The organism is Mesorhizobium sp. ZC-5 (assembly GCF_025753855.1).
In the GTDB taxonomy this organism is placed as follows: Bacteria; Pseudomonadota; Alphaproteobacteria; order Rhizobiales; family Rhizobiaceae; genus Neomesorhizobium.
On sequence record NZ_JAOWPT010000003.1, the window covers coordinates 87307 to 107930 of the forward strand.

12 protein-coding genes are annotated in these 20624 nt (G+C 63.0%); 8 read left to right on the forward strand and 4 right to left on the reverse strand.

All coding sequences use genetic code 11. The features are described 5' to 3' along the window. Positions 1-2: 2 nt before the first annotated feature. Positions 3-1172, reverse strand: a complete 1170-nt coding sequence (locus OHD58_RS08975) for an adenylate/guanylate cyclase domain-containing protein (protein WP_263802862.1) — start codon at positions 1170-1172, stop codon at positions 3-5. Between the two features lie 140 nt (positions 1173-1312). Between OHD58_RS08975 and OHD58_RS08980 the strand changes: the two genes are divergently transcribed. The 5 genes from OHD58_RS08980 to OHD58_RS09000 all read left to right on the forward strand — a co-directional run bounded on the left by OHD58_RS08980 (position 1313) and on the right by OHD58_RS09000 (position 8723). After that, positions 1313-2851, forward strand: a complete 1539-nt coding sequence (locus tag OHD58_RS08980) for a Do family serine endopeptidase (RefSeq protein WP_263802863.1) — start codon at positions 1313-1315, stop codon at positions 2849-2851. A gap of 270 nt (positions 2852-3121) precedes the next feature. Further along, positions 3122-3796 (forward strand): response regulator transcription factor, encoded by a 675-nt coding sequence (locus OHD58_RS08985; protein ID WP_263802864.1) that lies wholly within the window; start codon positions 3122-3124, stop codon positions 3794-3796. After that, entirely contained in the window at positions 3796-5244 is a 1449-nt protein-coding gene (locus tag OHD58_RS08990; RefSeq protein WP_263802865.1) for a sensor histidine kinase, read from the forward strand. The genes OHD58_RS08985 and OHD58_RS08990 overlap by 1 nt, the downstream gene beginning before the upstream one ends. Further along, positions 5241-8213: a bifunctional [glutamine synthetase] adenylyltransferase/[glutamine synthetase]-adenylyl-L-tyrosine phosphorylase gene (locus OHD58_RS08995; protein WP_263802866.1), complete on the forward strand. Its 2973-nt coding sequence runs from the start codon at positions 5241-5243 to the stop codon at positions 8211-8213. The genes OHD58_RS08990 and OHD58_RS08995 overlap by 4 nt, the downstream gene beginning before the upstream one ends. 69 nt (positions 8214-8282) lie before the next feature. Then, the gene (locus tag OHD58_RS09000; RefSeq protein WP_263802867.1) at positions 8283-8723 is read left to right on the forward strand and encodes an acid-shock protein; all 441 of its coding nucleotides are present in this window, start codon (positions 8283-8285) and stop codon (positions 8721-8723) included. 83 nt (positions 8724-8806) lie between these two features. Here OHD58_RS09000 and OHD58_RS09005 read toward each other — a convergent pair whose 3' ends face one another. Both OHD58_RS09005 and pepN read right to left on the reverse strand, forming a co-directional pair. Next, positions 8807-11143 carry a PAS domain-containing sensor histidine kinase gene (locus tag OHD58_RS09005; protein WP_263802868.1) on the reverse strand — a complete coding sequence of 779 codons (2337 nt, stop codon included), beginning with the start codon at positions 11141-11143 and terminating at the stop codon, positions 8807-8809. 167 nt (positions 11144-11310) lie between these two features. Continuing rightward, positions 11311-13956, reverse strand: a complete 2646-nt coding sequence (gene pepN / locus OHD58_RS09010; RefSeq protein WP_263802870.1) for an aminopeptidase N — start codon at positions 13954-13956, stop codon at positions 11311-11313. Positions 13957-14206: 250 nt separating this feature from the next. On the opposite strand from pepN, the gene OHD58_RS09015 reads away from it, so the two are divergent. The 3 genes from OHD58_RS09015 to OHD58_RS09025 all read left to right on the forward strand — a co-directional run bounded on the left by OHD58_RS09015 (position 14207) and on the right by OHD58_RS09025 (position 19691). Next, positions 14207-16516 (forward strand): xanthine dehydrogenase family protein molybdopterin-binding subunit, encoded by a 2310-nt coding sequence (locus tag OHD58_RS09015; RefSeq protein WP_263802871.1) that lies wholly within the window; start codon positions 14207-14209, stop codon positions 16514-16516. A 64-nt stretch (positions 16517-16580) separates the two neighbouring features. Continuing rightward, complete coding sequence (locus OHD58_RS09020) at positions 16581-17552, forward strand: DMT family transporter (protein WP_263802872.1); 972 nt, start codon at positions 16581-16583, stop codon at positions 17550-17552. A gap of 219 nt (positions 17553-17771) precedes the next feature. Further along, positions 17772-19691 (forward strand): ABC transporter ATP-binding protein/permease, encoded by a 1920-nt coding sequence (locus tag OHD58_RS09025; RefSeq protein WP_263802873.1) that lies wholly within the window; start codon positions 17772-17774, stop codon positions 19689-19691. A gap of 2 nt (positions 19692-19693) precedes the next feature. Here the strand turns inward: OHD58_RS09025 and OHD58_RS09030 are convergent, their stop codons facing one another. Continuing rightward, positions 19694-20518, reverse strand: a complete 825-nt coding sequence (locus tag OHD58_RS09030) for a helix-turn-helix domain-containing protein (RefSeq protein WP_263802875.1) — start codon at positions 20516-20518, stop codon at positions 19694-19696. Between the last annotated feature and the right edge of the window lie 106 nt (positions 20519-20624).

A 20624-nucleotide genomic window follows, 5' to 3' on the forward strand; every position in this document is an offset into this window, starting at 1 on the left:
CCTTACCCTGTACCCGCAACCTTCAACTCGAACACGCTCTGCGCCTCGGCAAGTCCCTTGAACGCGTGTGCGCCGAGATCGGAGACCATTTCCGCCGGCAGTGCGGCGGCGACGTCTTTCGAGCACACTGCCTTTTTCCCAAGCTGCTTGGCGGCCATTTCGAGGCGGCTGACATAGTTCACCGTCGGGCCGACGACCGTGAAATCGAGCCGGTCGAGGCTGCCGATATTGCCGTAGACGAGGGGTCCGGCATGCAGTGCGGCGACGAACGGCTTGTCGGAGACGGTGGCTTGCCCGAACGCCCGGACGACACTGCGGGCGGCGCGCATGCAGGCGTCCTGCCGTCCATGCTCTTCGGCCGGGAAGACCGAGAGCACGCCATCGCCGATGAATTTGAGCACGTCACCGCCTTCCGACCGTACGGCGTCGACCACGGCCTCGAAATATATCCCCAAGCTGTCGAGTAGCGCTTCCGGCGGCAACCGCTCCGACAGGCCGGTGAAATCGCGCAGGTCGGTGACCAGTACGGCGGCTTCGATCGCGGTTGTCTGTCCGCGCCGGAAAGCGCCCTTGCCGATACGGCCGGCAGGGCCGGCGCCGAGATAGACTTCGAGCAGGCTCGCCATCGAATGGCGCATCGCGGCGGGCTCGAGCGCGGCCGCGATTGCCGGCGCCAATGTTTCGATGAACGCCAATTCATTGTCGGCAAATCCACCGGGGCGGTCCGTGGTGAAGGCGCCGACCTGAACCGACCCGTCGCCATATTCGATGGGCAAGGCGAGGTAGCCGGTGCTGCCCCCGGCGGCGACTTCGAACAGCACGGGATGATCGACGCCCTCCACAAGATGTTCCAGCGAATGCTGGAAGCTCGTCCTGGTGACGATGACGTGCTCGAAAGGGCTGCCCTTGTAGGAATCCGTCGCCAGCATGCCGCGCGGCACGCTGTAGAGTTCCGGCCCTGCCTCGCGGGTCCAGATAACACCCCAGGCGGCGGTCAGCGGGTTGGCGACCGTCTGGCCGATGCGAACGCGCCGCAGCGGAATGCCGGCGCCGATCAGCCGTTGCGCCAAGCCTGCGACGATTTCTTCCGGAGTTGCGTGCTGACGGGCGGGGCCGATCAGCCAGGTGGCGATGTTCGCCTGAACCGCGGCGGATTGATCTGTTTTAGCCACGGCAGGCGCCCCTCAACATTACGAAAGTTTCATCAACCGGAAATGGCGCCGTAATGTGACGGCTTCTATCTCTTGTCCCAGAGATGCGGTCCCCGCGCATCCGTTTTGGAATTTCTTCCAGCGAAGAGGACAACGAGAATATGTCTACCTCCCCCAATTCCCCGTTCAAGTCCCGCAGCCGCATGATGGCTGCTGCGGCATCCGTCGCGATAGCCGGCGCCATCGGCCTCGGCGCTGTCACCACGGGCACGCTTCCCGTATTCGCCGAAGCGGTGCGTGTCGACGGCCCGCAGGCGCCTGGTTTCGCCGACGTCGTGCAGCGTGTCTCGCCGGCCGTCGTCAGCGTCCGCGTCAAGGCCAAGGTGGAACCTGCGTCCGACGACGGCGCGCAGATGTTCGACTTCCGCGGTCCCGGTTTCGACCAGCTCCCCGACGATCACCCGATGAAGCGTTTCTTCCGCGAGTTCCGCGGCGAGGGTGACCAGCGAGGCGACCGTCACGGCCAGTTCAACCGCCGCGAGCGCGGTCCGCGTCCGGTTTCCCAGGGTTCTGGCTTCTTCATCTCCGAGGACGGCTATCTCGTCACCAACAACCACGTCGTCGAGGGCGGCTCCGAGTTCACCGTCGTCATGGATGGTGGTGATGAACTCGACGCCAAGCTGATCGGCACCGATCCGCGTACCGACCTTGCCGTGCTGAAGGTCGATGACAGTCGCAAATTCACCTATGTCGACTTCGCCGATGATGCCAAGGTCCGTGTCGGCGACTGGGTCGTCGCCGTCGGCAACCCGTTCGGTCTCGGCGGCACCGTGACCGCCGGCATCGTTTCGGCGCGGGGCCGTGATATCGGCGCAGGTCCGTACGACGATTTCATCCAGATCGACGCGGCGGTGAACCGAGGCAATTCGGGTGGCCCGGCCTTCAACCTCAACGGCGAAGTGGTCGGCATCAACACCGCGATCTTCTCGCCGTCGGGCGGCAATGTCGGCATCGCCTTCGCCATCCCTTCGTCGACCGCCAAGCAGGTCGTCGGCGATCTGATGAAGGACGGCAGCGTGCAGCGCGGCTTCCTCGGCGTGCAGATCCAGCCCGTCAACACCGATATCGCCGAGTCGCTCGGCCTGACCGGGACCAAGGGCGCGCTCGTGTCGCAGGCGGAAGCCGACAGCCCGGCCCAGAAAGCCGGCATCGTCGCCGGTGATGTCATTACTGCCGTCGACGGCAAGGATGTTGCCTCGCCCAAGGAGCTTTCGCGCCTGATCGGCAACATGGCACCCGGCAAGCCGGTCGACATCACGGTGTGGCGCAACGGCAAGGCCGAGACCTTCAAGGTGGATCTGGGTGAACTGCCGGGTTCCGACAAGCAGGCCAGCCTCGACCAGAAGGACAGCAGCGCACCTGCCACGGAATCGCTCGAAAGCCTCGGCCTGACGATCTCGCCGGCCGATGACGGCAAGGGCCTTGTCGTGACCGACGTCGACCCGGACAGCGACGCGGCCGATCGCGGCATCCAGGCGGGCGACGTCATCGTGGCGGTGAATTCCAAGGAAGTCTCCGGCTCCGCCGACGTGACCGCAGCCATGGCCGACGCCGCCAAGGCAGGCCGCAAGGCGGTCCTGGTGCAGGTCACCCGCGACGACACCAGCCGCTTCGTGGCGCTGCCTGTCTCGAAGGGTTGAGTACTTCTCTCGGGCCGACGGTGTAAACACCCCCAATTCCGTCGGCCCGGAGGAGGCAGGAGCCGGAGCGTAAAGTAATCCGGTTCCGGCGGCAGCGGGCTCCCATCGCCTGCTGCCGTATTTTTGTTCCGCTGCGCCGCACGTCCCGACGGATGCAAGATCGCCGCAACGACTTTGAAAACGCGCATGATGCTTCCGATTTCGGACAATGCGCCAGGAGGGCAGTTCATGGACTCCGCACCAGGAAAAGATTTCGCGTATAAGACAGCCATGAAGATTCTGGTCATCGAAGACGACCGCGAGGCGGCGGACTATCTGCAGAAGGCCTTGTCCGAGGCCGGTCATACGGCCCATCTCGCCGCCGATGGCGAGACCGGTTTCGCGATTGCCGATTCCAGCGACTATGATGTGCTGGTGGTCGATCGCATGCTGCCGCGCCGCGATGGCCTTTCGGTCATCGCCGAGTTGCGTTCTCACGGCAACAAGACGCCCGTGCTGATCCTTTCGGCGCTTGGTGAAGTGGATGACCGGGTCACCGGCCTGCGCGCCGGCGGCGATGACTACCTCACCAAGCCCTACGCATTTTCCGAACTTCTGGCGCGCGTCGAAGTGCTCAACCGGCGCGCCGGTACCAAGGAGGTGGAGACGGTCTATCGCAGCGGCGATCTCGAACTCGACCGGCTGTCCCACACCGTTCGCCGGGCCGGCAAGGAGATCACGCTGCAGCCACGCGAGTTCCGCTTGCTCGAATATCTGATGCGGCACGCCGGCCAGGTCGTCACCCGCACGATGCTGCTCGAAAACGTCTGGGACTACCATTTCGACCCGCAGACCAATGTCATCGACGTCCACGTCTCGCGCCTGCGCGGCAAGATCGAGAAAGGCTTCGACAGCCCCGTCCTGCATACGGTGAGAGGTGCCGGTTACATGCTGAAAGCCGGCTGATGCTCGCCAGGCTGACCGCGATGATGCGAACGACGGCGGCGCGGCTTTCCGCACTTTATCTGCTGTTGTTCGCCGTCTGCGCGGTGGTGCTGGTTTTTTACATGACCTCGTTGTCGGCGCGCATGCTGACCGGCCAGACGATGGAAACGATCAATGAAGAGGTGCAGGGACTGGGGTTGGCCTATCAGCGCGGCGGCCTGCCGCTGCTGGTGCGGACCATCGAGCGCCGGGCGCGGCAGCCTGGCGCCAACCTTTATCTGATAGCCGATCCCAACGGCCGTATCCTTTCCGGCAATGTCGAGAGCCTCGATGCCGGCGTGCTCGAAATCGATGGCTGGACCGAGCGGCCCTTTGCCTATCAGCGGTTCGGCGAGGGCAGTGGCGAGCGCAACCGGGCTGCGCTGGAGCCGGGTGCACGGCCGCTCGACGCCCGCCACAACGCGATCGCCGTGGTTCTACGCCTGCCCAACCAGATGATCATGCTCGTTGGCCGCGATCTCGGCGAGCCGGAGCGGTTCAAGGTCGTCGTGCAGCGCGCTCTGATGTTTGCGCTCGGCATGATGTGCCTTGGTGCGCTGCTGATCTGGTTTTTCGTCGGCCGCCGCGCCCTGAAACGGATCGACAGCGTGTCGGAAGCCAGCGCCCGCATCATGGAAGGCGACCTGACGCGCCGCCTGCCGGTCACCGGGGCGGGCGATGAATTCGACCGCCTGTCGGAAAACCTCAACGCCATGCTGGGCCGCATCGGTACCCTGAACGAGGGACTGCGGCAGGTTTCCGACAACATCGCGCATGATTTGAAAACGCCGCTTACCAGGTTGCGCAACCGCGCCGAGGCTGCACTGGCGGGTAAACGCAAGCCGGTGGAATATCGCGAGGCGCTGGAGGCGACGATTGCCGAATCCGACCAACTCATCCGCACCTTCAACGCCATCCTGATGATTTCGCGGCTCGAGGCCGGCTATTCGGCCGAGTCGGTGACCAAGGTCGATCTGGCCGATGCCGTGCGCGACGTCGTGGAACTTTACGAGCCGGCCGCCGAAGACGTCGGCGTCGCCCTCGAGGCTTCAGTCGACGGTTCGTTCGTCGTCGACGGCAATCGCGAGCTGATCGGCCAGGCGCTCTCCAACGTCGTCGACAACGCGATAAAATATTCGGCCGGCGCGTCGGAAAACCCGCGCGTGATCGTATCGCTCGAAAAAACGGGAAACGAGATCCGGCTCCAGATCTCGGACAACGGGCCGGGCATCCCGGATGAGGCCGACCGCCAGCGCGCCACCGAACGGTTCGTGCGGCTGGAGGAAAGCCGCTCGCAGCCGGGGTCGGGCCTTGGCCTGAGCCTCGCCAAGGCAATCGTGCGTTTCCATGGCGGGCAGCTTGATCTTTCCGCCAATGATCCGGGATTATCCGTCACCATGGTGTTTCCCGACATGAAAGGCGGCGGATGACGGCGGCTTCGGCGAAGGTGAAGAAAAAACAGTCGAGCGGCGGCTGGTTCGATACGCCGCCGCGAAAACTCGTCCCGCTCGATGCCGACGACGCCCGTCAGGAACTGGCCGATCTGGCGGAAGCCGCAAGAGACGGGGGGCTGCCGCGTCTGGCAAAACTTCTGGCCGGAAAAAGCGCGGCGGCCAACTTCCTTGGAGCGGTCTTTGATCTGTCGCCGTTCATGCGTGATTGCGCGCGCCGCCAGCCCGAGATTCTCGACCGGCTGCTCGATCTTTCCATCGATGACCGCCTGGCGACGATACTTCAGGCGATCAGGAAATGCTGTGTCGGGGCCGAGGTCTCCGAAGCGAGCCTGATGAAGGATCTGCGTACCCTGAAGACCGAGGCGCATTTTCTGATCGCGCTTGCCGATCTCGCGGGCGAGGCGACCACCGAGAGGACGGTCAGGCGGTTGTCGGACCTGGCAGATGCCTGTGTCGGCGCTGCCGTCGATTTCCTGCTCGGCGACGCGGATAGCCAAGGCAAGCTGAAACTGCCGGACCCGAAGCGCCCGGCTACAGGCTCCGGCTGGATCATTCTCGGCATGGGCAAGCTCGGCGCGCATGAACTCAATTTTTCGTCGGACATCGACCTGATCGTCTTTGTCGATCCGCATGCACCGGCGATCCCCGATCCGTTCGAATCCGTCGATCTGTTCGCCAAGTTGACGCGCCGCCTCGTGCGCATCCTGCAGGATCGCACCGAGCACGGTTATGTCTTCCGCACCGATTTGCGTCTGCGCCCCGATCCCGGTTCGACGCCGCTGGCGATCCCGGTCGAGGCGGCGCTGAACTACTACGAGGGCCGCGGCCAGAACTGGGAACGCGCCGCGATGATCAAGGCGCGCCCGGTCGCCGGCGACATCAAGGCGGGCGAAGCATTCCTCAAGGAATTGCAGCCTTATGTCTGGCGCAAATACATGGACTACGCGGCGATCGCGGACGTGCATTCGATCAAGCGACAGATCCACGCCCACAGGGGGCACGGCGAAATCGCCGTCAAGGGCCACAATGTGAAGCTCGGCCGCGGCGGCATCCGCGAGATCGAGTTCTTCGTGCAGACGCAGCAGCTGATCGCCGGCGGCCGCTTTCGGGAATTGCGGGGACGCGAGACGGTGCCGATGCTTGGCGAACTGGCGTCGCACGGCTGGATCACAGCCGATGCGCGCGACGCGCTGGCCGCCCAGTACTGGTTCCTGCGCAGCGTCGAGCACGCGATCCAGATGGTGGCCGACGAGCAGACACACACACTGCCGGAAGACGACGAGGGCATCGAGCGCATCGCCAGGATCCTGGGCTTCGCCAGCGGCGAGGAATTTGCCACCGCGTTCCGCAAGTCGCTGCAACTGGTCGAACGTCACTATGCCGCGCTGTTCGAGACCGCCCCGCAGCTTTCCGGCGATGTCGGCAATCTCGTGTTCACAGGCGATGTCGACGATCCCGACACGTTGCAGACGCTTGCCAATCTCGGCTTCCAGCGGCCGAGCGACATCTGCCGCGTCATTCGTGGCTGGCATTTCGGCCGCTATCGCGCCACGCAATCGGCCGAGGCGCGCGAGCGGCTGACCGAACTGACGCCGGCGCTGCTTGGCGCTTTCGGGCAGACGAAACGGGCCGACGAGGCGCTGCTGCGCTTCGACGAATTCCTTGCCGGGCTGCCGGCGGGCATCCAGCTTTTCTCGCTGCTGCAATCCAACCCGGCACTTTTGAAGCTGCTGGCGACGATCATGGGTACCGCACCGAGGCTGGCCGCCATCATCACCCGGCGGCCGCATGTCTTCGACGGGCTGCTCGATCCGCTGCTTTTGTCGGAATTGCCGGACCGGGCCTATCTTGCGGGGCGGCTTTCGGCGTTTCTCGACAGCGCCGTGCTCTACGAGGATATCCTCGACCGGCTGCGCATCTTTGCCGCGGAGCAGAAATTCCTGATCGGCGTGCGGCTGCTTACCGGATCGATCGACGCGGCGCGCGCCGGCACGGCGTTCTCGGACCTCGCCGACCTGACGATCGGTTCGGCGCTCGACGCGGTTTCAGCGGAATTCGCCGTCAGGCACGGCAAGGTGCCGGGGGGCAGGGCGGTCATCCTCGGGATGGGCAAGCTTGGCAGCCGCGAGCTGACGGCCGGCTCCGACGTCGACCTGATCCTGCTCTACGATCACGACGAGGATGCCGACGAGTCCGACGGCGAAAAGCCGATGGCGCCCTCCCATTACTACTCGCGGCTGACGCAGCGCCTGATCGCCGCGGTATCCGCGCCGACCGCGGAAGGGGTACTCTACGAACTGGACCTCAGGCTGCGGCCTTCCGGAAACAAGGGGCCGGTGGCGACGCATTTCTCGGCCTTCAGCAAATACCAGCGCAACGACGCGTGGACCTGGGAACACATGGCGCTGACGCGGGCGCGGCCGGTCGCGGGAGACCCAGGCCTTGTCGACGTCCTGGAGGAGGAGATCGAGGCTATCCTGGCGCTGCCGCGAGACCGAGTGAAGCTCGCCAGGGAAGCGGCGGACATGCGCGCGCTGATCGAGAAAGAAAAGCCGCCGCATGACAAATGGGACCTGAAACTCATCCCAGGCGGACTGATCGATCTCGAGTTCATCGCGCAGTGTGCCGTCCTGGCCGGGCAGGTTTCGGGCAAGCAGCGGACGACCTCGACACAAGAAATTCTGGCGCGGCTTGCGCCCGAGATTGCCGATGCCCATGTGAGGCAGGAGCTTGTCGAAGCCCATGCGCTTTTTTCGGCGCTGACGCAGATGATCAGGCTGTGCCTGACGGGCGCGTTCGAACCGGATGACGTTCCGCCAGGTCTTTCCGACCTGCTTCTGGGGACGACGGACCTTCCTGATTTTCGCGTGCTGGAGGCACATGTTCAGGAGACGGCGCGGAAGGTGCGAAGCGATTTCGACCTTCTGCTACGTGGGAAGCAGTAATGCCGGCGATGGGAAGCCGGGTTGGTGTTTCCAATTGCATCGGGGGTACGGTGCAACGAGGAGAAGACAATGAAGAAGTCGACCAAGATCGCCCTTACCTTTCTCGCCATTGCAGGTGCCGCGGGATCCACGGCCTTTGCCGCGGATCGCGACGGCCGGCGTGATGGACGCCAGGGTATGCGCTTCGAGCGGGCGGACGCCGATTCAAGCGGCGACGTCACGTTCGAGGAGTTCGCCGCGGCGATGAAAAATCGCATCGGCAACGCCGACGCCGACAAGGACGGCAAGATGACCGTCGGCGAGATCGCGTCGGAAATCGAACGCATGCGCGCCGAACGGATGGCGCGTCGGATCGTCCAGCGTTTCGATACGGACGGCGACGGCGCGCTGACGACTGCCGAGATCGAATCGCGGCAGAAAAAGAGGTTCGCGCTGTTGGACCGCAACGACGACGGCAAGATCGTCAAGGAAGAGATGCCCCGCCGCTGGCAAGGGCGTCAGGGCAAGTAACAGCCCCGAAACGGCTTCTCCCGTCTTTTGATGGAGACGGGAGAACGCGCACTGCCCAGCGAGCAAGGCGGCCAAACCTTGGGCTAGGCCGCCTTCTTCATGGCCCTGGCGGATAGCTTCCGCACCGGGATGCGCACCGAGACGATGGTGCCGACGCCTTCCGTCGAGCGGATCTTCAGCGCGCCGCCGTGCAGTTCGGCAAGCGAGCGGGAAATCGCCAGGCCGAGGCCCGAACCGGTGTGGTTTTTCGAGAACTGGTTCTGCACCTGCTCGAATGGCCGCCCCAGCTTCGTCAGCGCCTCGCGCGGGATGCCGCAGCCATTGTCCTCGATCGTCAGCATCATGGCGCCCGACACGTTGCGGGCGCGAACCAGGATGTGGCCGCCCTGGCCGGTGAATTTCACCGCGTTCGACAGGAGGTTCAGGGCGATTTGCTTCACCGCCCGCCGGTCGGCGACCAGCCGCATCGTATCGGCGATCTTGGTTTCGACGGTGATCGATTTCTGCGCCGCCTGCAGCGAGACGACGCGGACCGTCTCGCGGATCAGCGGGCAAAGATCGATCTCCTCGCGGTCCATCGAAAACTGACCTGCCTCGATCTTCGACATGTCGAGGATGTCGTTGATGACGCCAAGCAGATAATTGCCGCTCGAATGGATGTCGCCGACATATTCCTTGTAGCGGTCCGATCCGAGCGGTCCGAAAAGCGCGGATTGCATGAGTTCCGAAAAGCCGATGATTGCATTAAGCGGCGTGCGCAATTCGTGCGACATGTTGGCGAGGAATTCCGACTTCGCCCGGTTTGCCGCCTCGGCGCGTTCGGTTTCCTTCATGTATTTCCGGTTGAGGTCGACCAGTTCGCGGGCGCGCTCCTGTTCGGCCTTCCGCGCTAGGCTGAGGTCGTGGATCGTCGCCATAAGCCGCCGCTCGCTGTCGACGAGTTTCTCCTGGTGCTGCTTCATCTGGGTGATGTCGGAGCCCACCGAAACGGTGCCGCCGTCGCGGGTTCTCAACTCGTTGACCTGCAGCCAGCGGCCGTCGGCCAGCTGGCGTTCATAGGTTGCCGCGCCGCGCGGCCCGTTGGCGCTGGCCAGTCGCCGCTCCGATGCCAGCGGTACCATCCTGCCTTCCAGCATCTCCCGATTTACGCCCGGCACCACGTCGCGCTCGGACAGCCCGCTGTCCTGCTGGTATTTGGTGTTGCACATGACCAGGCGGTTGGTGGCGTCCCAGAGCACGAAGGATTCGGTGATGTTTTCGATGGCGGTGCGCAGTCGCAGATCCGCCACCTCCGAACGCTGCACCAGGTTGCGCTGTTCGGTAACGTCAACGGCGATGCCGATCAACTGGATTTCCGAAGCGTCGGGATCGACCACCTGGGCACGGGCGCGCACCCAGACCCACTGACCGTTGGCGTGTTTCATGCGGAAAATCTGGTCGATATGGTCGACTTCCCGCGAAACGATGCGGTTGGCGAGGTGGAAAAGGTCGCCGTCTTCCGCGTGAATGATCTCCGCCACATCGCCGAACGACAGCATCGTGTCGCAGTGCTCATAGCCGAGCATGTCGTACATCGAGCGCGACCAGTACATCTTGCCGCGCACCATGTCCCAGTCCCACAGGCCGCAGCGGCCGCGCACCAGCGCGAGGTCGATCCGCTGATGCGCTTCGAGGTAGATGCGGTCGGCGGCCTGCGCGCGCGCCGCCTGGCTGAAATAGGCGTAGAGGATGATGATGAGGATGCCCGAGGTCAGCACGAACAGCGAGACGTTCAGCGACACGGTCTTGCGCCACTCCGTGAACACGGCGTCCTGGGAAATCAGCGCGACCGCAGCGCCGTCGCGGTTGTCGGTCAGCCCGACGGATGCGAACCATTCCGCACCGTCGATCGTCACCTCCATCACGCCGGCGCGTTCGCCGAACATAAAGAGAGGCTGCCCGCCGCTGATCAGCGTCGGCAGAGACTTGCCCTCCAGTTGAGCCGATTCAGGCGTCGCGGCGAGCACCGTGAACGTCTTGTCCGTGACCGCCAGGATGTACCGGTTTCCCATTGAGCCATGCTGGCCGGTGCGCTCGAGCAGGTCCTGATGGATGCGGGGCAGGGGGTCGCCGTCGGCCTTCGCCAGCATCAGCGCATTGACGAGTTCGCCCGACGCGAGGCCGAGCACCGCCTTCGCGTTGCGCTCGACATCGTCGTGCCAGGCCATCAGCGACATGAAACGCGCGGCAGCGACAACAGTCAGGAAGATGACGATCAGGGTTGGGATGGATCGGCGCAGGACCGGTTCTGCTGCAAGCAGCCTTCTATAGGCGGGTTCTGCGATGATGCGGGCGTTGCCCGCAAGACTGCTTTCGCGCGTACTCTTGCGTTTGGAAAAAATCCGCCCTCCGGCCGCGAGCCACGCGTCCGCCTTTGCCATAACCCGGCTCCCCAACCTTGGTTTGCTGTTGACGATCCGGAACACCGCACATCCGAATCTTCAGTAAAGAATCAAAGGTGATTCGCCTTGTCCATAGGCTGGAGCGAAAAAACATCGATTGACGCGATTTTTATTGCGCCGGGCAAGCTTCAACCGTCGTTGCAGCCTCAGGCGAGCGTGCGCTCGACGATATCGCGCAGGTCAGCCGACAGCCCTTCCGTCGCGGCGATCGCGAGCAGCGTCTGCCGGGCCTTGCCCTGCCGGGTCGGCTCCAGCGAGCGCCATGACCGCAAGGCGGTGGCCAATCTGGCCGCCACTTGCGGGTTGCGCTTCTCGACCGCCAGGACCGTATCTGCAAAGAGCTTGTAGCCGGCGCCGTCGGCGCGATGGAACCCGGTCTGGTTGGCTGTTGCAAAAGTGCCTACGAGTGAGCGCACGCGGTTCGGATTGGCGAGCGAGAAGGTGGGATGCTTCATCAGTGCGGCGACCGTGTCGACGGAAGCCGGTCCAGGCGCCGCGGCCTGGATCTGGAACCATTTGTCGAGCACCAGCGCATCGGAATGAAAGCGCTGCTCGAATGCAGCGAGCGCCGCAACGGTCTGCGGCGATCCGGCAAAGCGATGCGCGAGAACGGTGAGCGCTGCGGCACGGTCAGTCATGTTGGTGGCGTCGATGAATTCCCGTTCGGCGAGCGCCGGATCGCCCGAGGCAACCGACAGATAATCGAGAAGCACGTTTTTGAGCGCCCTGCGGCCGGCGCTCGCGGCGTCGGGACTGAATTCGCCCTTGTTGCGCAGCCTGCCCAGGAGGCTGGCAAAACGGTCCGCATTGGTCTTGGCGATCGAAAGCGCCAGTGCGTCGCGAGCCTCGAATACGCAATCCGGATCGATATTGGTGCCGATCTCGCGGGCGATATCCGCTTCGCCGGGCAAGGTCAGCGCCAGCGCGCGATAGGCGGGCTCAAGATCGTCGTCCGCCGCGATATCGCCCACGAGCGCCGCCAGTTCGGCCGGATAGTCGAGGGCTTTGCCGCCGCGCCGTTTCCGGAAACCCGAAATCAAGGCATCCGTGAACAGCGTATTCAGCGACTGCCAGCGCGAGAACAGGTCGCTGTCATACCGTGCCAGGAAATGATGGCCTTCCGGCTTTTGCTCGATGGCGAGCGTGACCGGTGCCGAGAAACCCCGATTGAGCGAGACTGCGGGGCGTGCCTTCACCCCTGAGAAGCGAACCGTGTGGCGGCGCTTCCTGAGATGGATCACGCCATTGTCCACCGTGGCGCCCTCGACGCTTTCGTAGGCGATATCCTCGCCGTCCGAACCGACGAGGCCGAAGACGACCGGGATGTGCATGAGCCGCTTGCGGCTCTCGGACGGCGTCGGCGGCACCGACTGCTCGATCTCGAGCGTGAACTCGGCGGTTGTCGGGTTGTGCGATGACGTGACGCTGAGGTTCGGCGTTCCTGCCTGGTGATACCAGAGCGCGAACTGCGAAAGGTCGCGTCCCGAAACGTCTTCGAAGACCTTGAGGAAGTCCTCGATCGTGGCGGCGTCGCCGTCGTGTCGCTCGAAATAGAGGTCCATGCCGGCGCGGAATAGTTCCGCCCCCAGTATGGTCCGGATCATGCGGACGACCTCGGAACCCTTCTCGTAGACGGTCGCCGTATAGAAATTGTTGATCTCGCGGTAGCGCCGCGGCCGCACCGGATGCGCCAGCGGCCCCTGGTCCTCGGGGAACTGATGCGCCCGCAAGGTGCGGACCTCGGCGATACGCTTGACGGCCCGCGAGCGTTGGTCGGCCGAGAATTCGTGATCGCGGAATACGGTCAGTCCTTCCTTCAGGCAGAGCTGGAACCAGTCGCGGCAAGTGATTCTGTTGCCTGTCCAATTATGAAAATATTCGTGCGCGATGATCGCCTCGATATTGGCGAAGTCCGCGTCGGTGGCCGTCTCTTCGTCGGCAAGCACGTACTTGTCGTTGAACAGGTTAAGGCCCTTGTTCTCCATTGCGCCCATGTTGAAATCGGACACAGCGACGATGTTGAAGACGTCGAGGTCGTATTCGCGGCCGAACGCCTCCTCGTCCCATCTCATCGAGCGCTTCAATGCGTCCATGGCGTAGGCGGCGCGCGCCTCCTTGCCGTGTTCGACATAGATGCCGAGTTCGACATTGCGGCCGGATGCGGTGACGAATGTATCGCCAACGCGACCGAGATCGCCTGCGACGAGCGCGAAGAGATAGGATGGTTTCGGAAACGGATCTTCCCAGACCGCGTAGTGCCGTCCGTCCGGCAACGTACCTTTCTCGCCGGGATTGCCATTGGCAAGCAGCAGTGGCGCCTCGCCGCGATCGGCCTCGACGCGTACCGTGTAGACCGAGAGGATGTCCGGACGGTCGAGGAAATAGGTAATGCGGCGAAAGCCTTCGGCCTCGCACTGCGTGCAATAGACATTGCTGGAGCGGTAAAGGCCCATCAGCTTTTCGTTTTTCGCTGGATTGAGCGATGTCTCGATGGAAACGACGAATTTTTTGCCGGCTGGCGGCTTTTTGATGATGAGTTGGTCCGGTGTTGCCTTGTAGGCCGAATTGTCGAGCGCCTTACCGTCGATCCTGACGGATTTCAGCATCAGTTCGTCGCCGTCGAGCACCAGCGGCGCATTCCTGGCGACGCCGTCGCGTCGCTCGATCGTCAGTTCTGCTGTGACAAGCGTGTTTTCCGGCGACAGCCGAAAGGCGAGATGTGTGCGCGGGATGAGATAGTCGCTTGGGCGATAGTCTTCGAGGCGGAAGACCTGACCGGTATCTGAACGCATTTAGAACGCTTTCCTGTCGTCGCCTTGGCAGGTTGCCGGACAATCCGTCCACCTGCCAATCTTTGTTTACGCCTGATCCGTTTCCAGGACCTGCAATTTCGAGGACCATGCGGAGGCTGTGGCGGTTTAGCTGTCATTCCGGGCTGGTACAACAAAAACGGGAAAATGCCCTTTACATGCCAAGCCCCCTCGACAAAACTGAAACAGGGCATATTTCTGTCTCGCCCTCAAATCATCCCTCGGAGCAGTCATGACCGTCGTCACGCCGAAATTCGGGATGGGCGCTTCCGTCCTGCGCCTTGAAGACGAAGCTTTCATCCTCGGCAAGGGCCGCTACACCGACGACATTTCGCCGGCAAGGGCACTGCACGGATATGTGCTGCGCTCGCCGACGGCCAAGGCGACGTTCTCGATCGGCTCAGTCGAGGCGGCGAAGGCTGCGCCGGGCGTGCATCTGGTGCTGACCGGCAAGGATCTCGCCCATATCGGCGACCTGAAGTCCGACGTGATGCAGCCGCAGCCCGACGGCACGCTCGCGCCCACCCGGGACATCCCGATCCTTTGCCGCGACCGGGTTCAATATGTCGGCGACGCCGTCGCATTCGTCGTCGCCGACAGCCGGCAACTGGCGCAGGATGCCGCGGAGCTGATCGAGATCGAATACGATGCCGAGGCGGCCGCCTCGGGCACGGCAACGGCGCTCGATGCGGATACGCCGCTGGTCTGGCCGGAACTCGGCTCCAACCGCGCGTTCAATTACCACATCGGCAACAAATCAAAGACAGACCGGGCCTTCGCCAAGGCCGACAACGTCACCCGCATCGAATTCGTCAACAACCGGCTGGTCTGCAATTACATGGAGGCGCGTTCGGCGATCGGCGAGTGGAATGCCAATGAAGACCGTTTCGTGCTGACGACCGGTTCGCAGGGCGTGCACTCCATGCGAAAAATCCTGGCCGATCTGTTCGGGATAAAAAAGGACAAGATGCGCGTCGTCACGCCGGATGTCGGCGGCGGCTTCGGTCCGAAGACCTTCGTCTACCGCGAATACGCACTGGTTCTGGAGGCGGCCAAGCGCCTGGGCCGGCCGGTCAAGTGGGCGGGCGACCGTACCGAGCACTTCCTCACCGACGCGCAAGGCCGCGACAATGTCGTCGCGGCGGAAATGGCCATGGACAAGACGGGCCGCTTCCTCGGTTTGAAGGTCGAGCTTCTCGCGAACCTCGGCGCTTATGTCTCGCAGTATGGCCCGTTCATCCCCGTTGTCGGCGTTTCCATGTCGACCGGCGTCTACGACATCGAGGCGATCGACGTTTCGGCGACGGGCGTCTACACGAACACCTGTCCGGTCGACGCCTATCGCGGCGCCGGCCGTCCCGAGGCGGCTTTCCTGCTTGAAAAGCTGGTCGATGCCTGCGCACGCGACATGGACCTGCCGCGCGACGAAATCAGGCGCCGTAATTTCATCCGTCCCGAGCAGTTCCCCTATCGCACCCAGACCGACCGTCTCTACGACAATGGCGAGTTCGAGGGCCACATGAACCTCGCCATGCAACGCGCAGGATGGACTCAGTTTCCCGAACGGCTGAAGCAATCGAACGCGGCCGGGAAAATCCGCGGCATCGGCATGGCCACCTATGTCGAGGCATGCGCATTTTCGGGTTCGGAACCAGCGCATGTCGAACTGAACGGCGACGGCTCGGTGACGCTACTGATCGGCACGCAGTCGAACGGGCAGGGGCATGCGACGGCCTATGCACAATTCATCGCCGAGAAGCTCAACATCGACATTTCACGCGTCCGCCTGCATCAGGGCGACACCGACCGCCTGGCCGATGGTGGCGGCACCGGCGGTTCGCGCTCGATTCCGCTCGGCGGCGTTTCAGCGGCGCGCGCCGGCGAGGATCTGGCCGAAAAGATAAAGAAGATCGCCGCTGACGAACTCGAGGCATCGGCAGCCGACATCGAACTGGTCGACGGCATTGCCCGCATCGTTGGCACTGATCGGTCGATGGATTTCGCCGGCATCGCCAAAGCGGCAAAGAAACCCGAGGACATCAGGGGCTTCGGCGAATTCGTGCAGCAGGAAAATACCTATCCGAACGGCACCCATATCTGCGAAGTCGAGATCGATCCTGAGACGGGCCACACGGAGATCGTCGCCTACACGATCGTTGACGATTTCGGTGTGACGGTGAATCCGATTCTGCTGGCCGGGCAGATCCATGGCGGCGTCGTCCAGGGCATCGGCCAGGCGCTCACCGAAAACACCGTCTATTCGGATGACGGCCAGTTGCTGACGGCAAGCTTCATGGACTACGGCATGCCGCGCGCCGACACCGTTCCCTCATTCAATTTCGAAACGCGCAACGTGCCTTCGACCACCAATGCGCTTGGCATCAAGGGTGCCGGCGAAGCCGGTACGATCGGTGCGACGCCATCGACATTGAACGCAGTCACCGACGCGCTCTATCGCGCCTACGGAATCCGGCATATCGATATGCCGGCAACACCCGACCGAATCTGGAACGCCATCCAGGCCGCGAAAACCTCGGATTGAGGCCTTGCGGGTTTCTCCCCTCATCCTCCGCCGGCCGGCGGAGACGATCCACGGCTCGCCGAGAATGCATGATCACAAAGACGAGCCTTCGGCAGCCGAGGAAATAGACACCGGAAACCCGCTGAAGGGGATCGCGCTGAAGGTGATCTCGGTCGCGATCTTCGTTGGCATGTCCTCCTTCATCAAGGCGTCAGGCCAGCTGCCGGCTGGCCAGATCGTTTTCTTCCGTTCGTTTTTCGCGATCTTCCCGATCCTGATCTTCCTGGCCTACCAGAAGGAATTGCGCACCGCGCTGGTCACGGCAAGGCCGCTCAACCACATTCTTCGCGGTGGCGTCGGGGTCACGTCGATGGCGCTGGGTTTCTTTGCGTTGACCCGACTGCCGCTGCCGGAGGCGATCACGCTCAACTACGCGCAGCCGCTGCTCGTCGTCGTCTTCAGTGCGCTGTTCATCGGTGAAAAAATCTGGGTCTACCGCTGGAGTGCCGTTTTCGTCGGCATGATCGGGGTCTTCATCGTCTCGTGGCCGAACCTCACCTTGCTGGATTCGCCCGGCGGGATGAGCAACCAGCAGGCCGTCGGCGTTGCCGCGGCGCTTGTCGCCGCCGGCATTTCGGCGGTCGCGCTGCTGCTTGTCCGCAACCTCGTCAAAACCGAAAGGACGGCGACGATCGTGCTGTGGTTTTCCTTGACCGCAAGCGTGGTCGGGCTGTTGACGCTGCCGTTCGGCTGGCAGGCCCTGACCACGCAGCAGGCCCTGTTCCTGATCGCCGCCGGCTTTTGCGGCGGCATTGCCCAGATCCTGATGACGGAGGCCTATCGCCACGCCGAGGCCTCGACGGTCGCGCCCTTCGAGTACACCTCGATGATCCTCGGCATCATCATCGGCTACCTGGCGTTCGGCGACGTGCCGACGATCCACATGCTGGTGGGCGGCGCGATCGTCGTGGCTGCCGGCATCTTCATCATCTGGCGAGAACGTCAGCTTGGCCTCAAGCGCGGCGCGGCCCGCAAGGTCACGCCCCCTCAGGGTTAACCGTATCGGCGGAAAAACCGTTGCAATTCCATCACAGGTCGAAAGGCTTGGGAATAAGCAATTTGCAAATAATCAAATTGTGTTACTCTCTTGTAACAAAAAAATATGAGGGTGGGATTCGTTGTGATTCGGGTACTGGCCGCAAGGCCGCTACCAGCTCTGGTCGACAAATGGTGGAATGGCGGTTCGCGGCCTCCTCCGGCGACACCAGTTTCTTCGATGCGCGGCTTCTGGGGCCTTATGCGGGCCTACTGGTTTTCGGACCGCTGGAAGGAAGCCTGGGCGCTAACGACGGTTATTGTCCTTCTAACCGCCATATCCAGCAAAGCCGGCGTCTGGATCGCCGAAGCCTCGGGCGAGTTGGTCAATTCGATCGCCTTTTTCCACAACCCCCTCAATCTCTCTCCGCTCGAGACCTTGCTCAGCAGCGCCGGCATGCTCGTCACACTGGTGGTGTTCAAGGAAATCGCGTTCGTTGGCATCCGACACTATTTTTCAACGACCCTGCATCGGAAATGGCGCGGCTGGCTGAACGATCGTTTCAATCAGGCACTGCTTGACGCCAACCACACCCATTTCCACCTGCAGCACGCGGCAAAGGATCGCGAGGGACTGTCGCCCGACGCTCCCGACAATATCGACCAGCGCGTGCAGGACTCCATCAAGCAGATGACTGGTGGCGCGATCGGCCTGGCGATGGGCGTGATCGCAGTCGCCACCTCGTTGTTCTTCGTTGGACAGAAGCTGCTCGAGACCTCGACGGAGATCCGGGGCCTGGAATTCCTCGGCGAATACGGCGGCGCGGTGCTGGCATTGACCGTGGTGGCGGTCTACGTACCGGTGAATACCCTGATCGCCTTGAAGCTTGGAGGCGTGCTGCAGCGGCTGACCATCGCCATCCAGCAGGTGGAAGGCAGCTATCGCGCTGAACTGACGACCTTTCTGCGCCGCAGTTTCCATGTCGCGGCCTCGCGTGGCGAGAATGTTCAGAAGGAAATAAACGACCGGCTCTACACCGACGTTGACCGCACCTGGGCACGCCTCAACTGGATCAACGCGGGATACATGTCGTTCGAGAACATCTACAGCTTCGTGGCGGCAAGGATCGTCGCCTACGCCCCTGGACTGGCGCCCTACGCCAACGACCAGATCAACCTCAAGAGCTACATAACCGGTTCCGAACTGGTGCATTCGCTGATCTTCCAATGCTCCTGGCTCATCAAGGAGATGCCGGCGATCGCCACGCTGAAGGCAAACGTCAAGCGTGTCACCGACCTCGCCAAGGCGATCGAAAACGTGCAGCAGCCGCAGGATTTTTATCGTCAGACCGGCGAGGCCGATTTCCGCTACGCCACGCAGCATCCGGTCTTCGGCCTGACCGTCAAGCAGCTCGAACTGAAGCATCAGGGCGATGGGGTTGCTCCGTTCGTCGCGGCGAGCAACCTTCGGTTCCGCCGTGGCGAGTGGACCCTCATCAAGGGCGAGTCGGGCTGCGGCAAGACCAGCCTGATCAAGGCGATCAACGGATTGTGGCCCTATGGCCATGGCGAGATCGTGTTCCCGGAGGGCTTCCGCTCCTATTATGCCGCCCAGGACGTGAAGCTGCCGCAGATTTCGCTGAAGCGGCTGGTCTGCCTACCTGACGGCGAGGATGCCTACTCGGATGCGCGTGCCGCGGCGGCGCTTCACAAGGCTGGCCTCGGGGAATTCATCGAATACCTGACCGAAGAGTCCCGCGAGGGCAAGGTGTGGGATCAGGTCCTGTCCGGCGGCCAGAAGCAGAAGCTGATGCTTGCCCGCATCCTGCTGCTGCAGCCCGGCATTCTCTTCCTCGACGAGGCGACCGGCGCGCTCGATCCGGAAGCCAGGATTGCCTTCCACCAGACCATCAAGGACAATTGCTCCGGCATCACCGTCATCAGCATCATGCATGAACCGGAGCCGCCAAGAGCCGCAAATGGCGCCTCGTTCTACGACAGCATCCTGCAGATCGAGGATGGCATCGCCGTCAAGGCACCGATCGTGCCGGATCATCCCGTGGACGTTCCGGCTGTCGTGCAGGCTTTCGCCGGCGAGGGAAGCCGTATGCGGCTTGCCCGTATAATCCGCACCAAGGGACGCCGTCCGAATCTGCGCTGACGTCAGGAGGGCTGGCGTGTCGGGCTGGCCGCCGCCATGGCGCGCAGCAGTTCGGCAGTGCGCTGATCGGCCGGAAAAAAAGATTCCACCGCCAGTTCCGACAGCGTGACGTCGAGCGGTGTCCCGAACACGGTGATTGTCGAGATGAACGACAGAACATCGCCGCCCATCTTCAGCCGCAACGGTACGGCAATGGCTGCCTGATCCTTGTGGATAACGGCCGGTCCGCCGCGCGCAGCGCCAGGATAGGCCGATACTTCCTTTTCGAGCTCGATGAGCACCGGGTCGGCGACGGCGTCGTTTTGCCGTCGAAGCCTGTCGATCAGGTGCGACCGCCACTCGTTCAGATTGACGATGAAAGGCGCCAGGCCTTTCGGATGCAGGCTGAGGCGGTAGACATTGACCGGCGGCGTCAGCAAGGAAGCTTCGCTCACCGCGGCGAGGAAGGGACCGATCGCATTGTTGGCGGAGATCATGTTCCAGTGCCGATCGACGGCAATCGCCGGATTGGGTTCGTGCCCCCGAAGCACCAGATTGACCGCGTCGAGCGCCGGCGAGAGTGTCGGGTCGGTGATCGGACGCTCGCCGAAGGCCGGCGCAAAGCCGGCGGCGAGCAGCATGTGGTTGCGCTCGCGCAAGGGTATCTCCAGCATCTCCGCCAGATGCATCACCATTTCGCGCGAAGGGGCGGAGCGCCCGCTTTCCACGAAACTCAGATGCCGCTGCGAAATCTCCGCCTCGCTGGCGAGGTCGAGTTGGCTCATGCGGCGCTTGGTGCGCCACTCGCGGATGAGGTTGCCGATCGGCATGTCGTGTGTCGTGTTCATGACCGGAACCTAACCCAAACCGAATATCGATCCTATTACCTCATGCGTAATCGTCAGGCCGAAAGGCGGCTGGCATGTTGCCGTCATCGAAACCGCCGGACCAAGC

Excerpts from the sequence above, each read along its gene's own strand:
- OHD58_RS08980 (WP_263802863.1), top strand. The coding sequence starts at position 1,313 with ATGTCTACCTCCCCCAATTCCCCGTTCAAGTCCCGCAGCCGCATGATG.
- OHD58_RS09020 (WP_263802872.1), top strand. The coding sequence starts at position 16,581 with ATGCATGATCACAAAGACGAGCCTTCGGCAGCCGAGGAAATAGACACC.
- OHD58_RS09030 (WP_263802875.1), bottom strand. The coding sequence starts at position 20,518 with ATGAACACGACACACGACATGCCGATCGGCAACCTCATCCGCGAGTGG.
- pepN (WP_263802870.1), bottom strand. The coding sequence starts at position 13,956 with ATGCGTTCAGATACCGGTCAGGTCTTCCGCCTCGAAGACTATCGCCCA.
- OHD58_RS09000 (WP_263802867.1), top strand. The coding sequence starts at position 8,283 with ATGAAGAAGTCGACCAAGATCGCCCTTACCTTTCTCGCCATTGCAGGT.
- OHD58_RS08995 (WP_263802866.1), top strand. The coding sequence starts at position 5,241 with ATGACGGCGGCTTCGGCGAAGGTGAAGAAAAAACAGTCGAGCGGCGGC.
- OHD58_RS09025 (WP_263802873.1), top strand. The coding sequence starts at position 17,772 with ATGCGCGGCTTCTGGGGCCTTATGCGGGCCTACTGGTTTTCGGACCGC.
- OHD58_RS09005 (WP_263802868.1), bottom strand. The coding sequence starts at position 11,143 with ATGGCAAAGGCGGACGCGTGGCTCGCGGCCGGAGGGCGGATTTTTTCC.
- OHD58_RS09015 (WP_263802871.1), top strand. The coding sequence starts at position 14,207 with ATGACCGTCGTCACGCCGAAATTCGGGATGGGCGCTTCCGTCCTGCGC.
- OHD58_RS08990 (WP_263802865.1), top strand. The coding sequence starts at position 3,796 with ATGCTCGCCAGGCTGACCGCGATGATGCGAACGACGGCGGCGCGGCTT.
- OHD58_RS08985 (WP_263802864.1), top strand. The coding sequence starts at position 3,122 with ATGAAGATTCTGGTCATCGAAGACGACCGCGAGGCGGCGGACTATCTG.